The sequence below is a fragment of the Staphylococcus sp. GDY8P94P genome, from assembly GCF_017892255.1.
Taxonomy (GTDB): domain Bacteria; phylum Bacillota; class Bacilli; order Staphylococcales; family Staphylococcaceae; genus Staphylococcus; species Staphylococcus cohnii.
Window position 1 is genome coordinate 1 of record NZ_JAESKU010000040.1, and the last position, 655, is coordinate 655.

The window sequence follows — 655 nt, forward strand, 5'->3', positions numbered from 1 at the left end:
CAAAATCGTGAAACAGGCGAAAGAAAGTTGTATCGAGTGTGGTTTTGTAAATCCAGGCTTTGTCCAATGTGCAACTGGAGGAGAGCAATGAAACATGGCATTCAGTCACAAAAGGTTGTTGCTGAAGTTATTAAACAAAAGCCAACAGTTCGTTGGTTGTTTCTCACATTAACAGTTAAAAATGTTTATGATGGCGAAGAATTAAATAAGAGTTTGTCAGATATGGCTCAAGGATTTCGCCGAATGATGCAATATAAAAAAATTAATAAAAATCTTGTTGGTTTTATGCGTGCAACGGAAGTGACAATAAATAATAAAGATAATTCTTATAATCAGCACATGCATGTATTGGTATGTGTGGAACCAACTTATTTTAAGAATACAGAAAACTACGTGAATCAAAAACAATGGATTCAATTTTGGAAAAAGGCAATGAAATTAGACTATGATCCAAATGTAAAAGTTCAAATGATTCGACCGAAAAATAAATATAAATCGGATATACAATCGGCAATTGACGAAACTGCAAAATATCCTGTAAAGGATACGGAATATATGACAGATGATGACGAAAAAGACGATGAAGATGGATTTTCTATTATTGCAATGTGGACATGGGAACGGAAAAATTATTTTATTAAAGAGTAGTTCAACA

At 32.8% G+C, this 655-nt stretch carries 1 protein-coding gene; it reads left to right on the plus strand.

What is annotated here, in order from left to right:
* The coding region (locus KA926_RS13830; RefSeq protein ID WP_245335879.1) for a protein rep at window positions 1-648 on the plus strand (648 nt) is incomplete at its 5' end.
* Window positions 649-655: the final 7 nt, after the last annotated feature.